1 protein-coding gene is annotated in these 2,960 nt (G+C 65.6%); it reads right to left on the bottom strand.

Annotated features, from left to right (window positions below; genetic code table 11):
• On the bottom strand, window positions 1-2,960 hold a 2,960-nt coding region (locus tag WC421_11735; GenBank protein MFA5162897.1), incomplete at both ends, for a hypothetical protein.

Raw genomic sequence — 2,960 nt, 5'->3', positions numbered from 1 at the left:
GATTTGCACCGTCGCAGGCGTAACCGGAGCGCACGGCGTCGCTTGTGCGGTTGCCCACCGCGTCGTAGGCGAAGGTCTCGGACTGCACGCTCAGCGCGCCACTGGACGGGTGTACCGCGCCTGTCAGACGGTGCAAATCGTCGTAGCCGAAATTGTGGCTGCCGAAATCGTCAGCCATGGTTGCGCGGTTGCCGGCATTGTCGTATGTGTAGCCAACCTGCGCGATTACCGCGTTATCGGTTTTCCGGCGGTAAATTATTCCGGTAAGCTGGTTCGCCGCGTCGTAGACGTAATCCGCGGCGACAGCGGCACCCATGTCCATGCGCGTTCTGCGGCCTGCCGCGTCGTAGGTGAACCGGAACTGCGTCCCGCCGGGGGCGGTTATCGTTACGGGGCGGTTCAGCGCGTCGTAGCTGTAGCTCCATGTGTAGCCGGAGGCCGTCATCGCCAGCCGGTTCCCGGCAGCGTCGTATGTGTAGGTGAACGCGCCGCCGAGGTTTGCAATCTTGTCCTGCGCGCTTGTTGCCGTTACCCTTCCCGCCGCGTCATAGCCGAATTGCAACTTTGTTTGCGGGTCCTCTATGCTCGTGAGATTGTTTGCAAGGTCATAAACATAGGTCGTCTGCCCGTCGGGGCCAGTCGCGGATGCCAGCCGGCCCAAAATATCGTAAGCGAATGCGAAGCTGCTGCCGTTTGCGTCAGCCGCCGCGCTGATCCTTCCCGCCGCGTCGTAGCCGTAAGCGGCGGCATGATTGAGCGGGTCCGTTACCGATGCCAACCGGCCCTGCGCGTCGTAGGCGAAACCCGTCGCGTGATTGGCGGCGTCCGTCAGCGAAACAAGGCGCTTTGCGCCGGTTTCAAAATCGCCCGGCTCGTAGCCGTAGCGCGTTACGCCGCCGATGGCGTCGGTAACCGTGCCGGGCGTGTTGTCCGGGTTGTATGTAAAAGCCGCCGCCTTGCCCGCCGGGTCCGTCATGCGCGTTACGCGGCCTATGATGTCATAGGCGAAAGCCGAATTGCGGTTCAGCGCGTCGGTTACGGATGTCGCGTTGCCATAGCCGTCCCGCCCGATTGTTACCGAATGGCCCAGCGGATCGGTTATCGCCAGCGGCAGCCCGCGCGCGTTATTGGTTATATCGGTTGAATGCCCCGCCGCGTCGGTGATGCGCGACAGGTTGCCGTTCCCGTCGTACGAAAAATGCGCGGTGTTGCCCTTCGCGTCGGCGTAATAGCTGATGTTGCCGGACGAAGGGTCGTAGCCGATATTTATCCGGTTATTGAGCGGGTCCGTCGCGGCGGTCAGCCGGTTTTTCGCGTCCCACGCATAGCCGCGGATGTTGCCGGCGGGATCGGTAACCTGAACCGGATTGTTGGCCGAATCGTAGGCGAACAGCGTCTTGCCGCCCGCGCCGTCAACCGTGTACGCCCGCCGGAAATGGCCGTTGGACTTGTTCCACCGCACAACCTCGCTGCCGCCCAAAGGCGGCGTGATGCGGGTTTCGCCCTCGCCGGTCTGGTCGTCTACGATATATTCATAGGTGTATGTCCCCCGCGGCCCGGTTTTGGAGCTTAAATAATACCGCTGCGGGAAATACCACGCCGAAAACGCCGCCCGGTCCACGAAATAATAGCCGGACGCCGCCGGCGCAAGCGGCGCCAGATACACCTTGTCCGCCGGAGCCGCCGCGCCCGCCAGCAGCGCGCACCGCTCCGCGCCCGCGTAGTTGAACGCCGGAACGGATTTGCAGTCCCGCGAATGGTCCACCCGGTACGCCGGCGCCGAGTAAGCATAGCTTGTAACCTGCCCGCCGGGCGGGGTAACGCGCGAAAGCAGCTCCGCGTTCCCCCAGCCGCCCGGCGCGAAATACCCGCCCGCAAAACCCTCCAGCCCGGATACGGAATAGCCCTGATAGCCGAAGGTTGACACGCCCTCGGGCCCTTCAAGCCGCTCCAGCAGCCCGGAGCCGGTGTAGCCGAAATAATGCGCCCGCCCGCCGATGTCGGTTACAGAAGACACCCGCCCCGCCCCGTCGCGCGAAAACGAGTAAAGTACGCGCCCGTCCGGGTCCCGCACGGCCGACAGCAGCCCGGAGGAATACTCCAGCAAAAGCGCCGCGCCGTTGCGGTCGGTTACCGAAACCAGCCGCCCCGCGCCGTCGTAGGAATAAACCAGCCTGTCGTCCGCGCTCCACACAAACCCCGACGGCGCGGCGGTGGAGCCGGAAACCGACAAAACGGCGGTCTCGCCCGCAGGCGCAACCCACTGGCCGGAGGAATTGAGGAAATACAGCAGCCGCCGCCCGTCCGGCGGGCGCACGACGGCGACGGTCTCCAGGTCGGAGGCGGGAATGGCCATGCCGGAGGCGCTCATCACGGCGCCGGGGGCATACGGGTCGCTCCAGCCGCCCGCAACCGAGGCCGAAGCCAGCAGCCGCGCCGCCGGATACACCCGCACCGACGATTCAAACGAATGCCGCCACGACCTGCCGATGTCGCCGGCGTCCTGGTTGTCGCTGAGATAAAACACCCGGAAATCCACCGGCCCGGCGAAGTTGGGGACATAGACCGCCGGATCGCCGCTGACAAAAACGCCGCCGGACGCCTCGTCGTAGCACCGCGGACAGTCCGACGGAGCCTCCGTGGAAGGCAACTGGCACGTCTCGGGCGTGGGGGGAATAGAGGGAGGATTGGGCACTATAGTGGGAACATACGCGCCGGAGACGGGGACGGAAAACGTCGCCTCGCCGTAATTGCCGGAGGAGGATGTCCCGCCGGACGCGGAGCCGCCGCCCCCGCCGGAGGGGCCGCCGCCGCAGCCGTTGGAGACGGAGGGGCCGGGCGCGACGCCGGAGGTTGTCTGCCCGGCGGCGCAGGTATAGGTATAGGAGGCCTGGCCCTGGCTGCTGCCGCATTCGGAGAATGCGGGCGGCAGGGCCGAGACCGCCAGCGCGGCGGCGGAC

The organism is Elusimicrobiales bacterium, from assembly GCA_041651175.1.
Lineage (GTDB): Bacteria > Elusimicrobiota > Elusimicrobia > Elusimicrobiales > Elusimicrobiaceae > JAQTYB01.
This window is presented reverse-complemented; position numbering and strand designations above follow the sequence as displayed.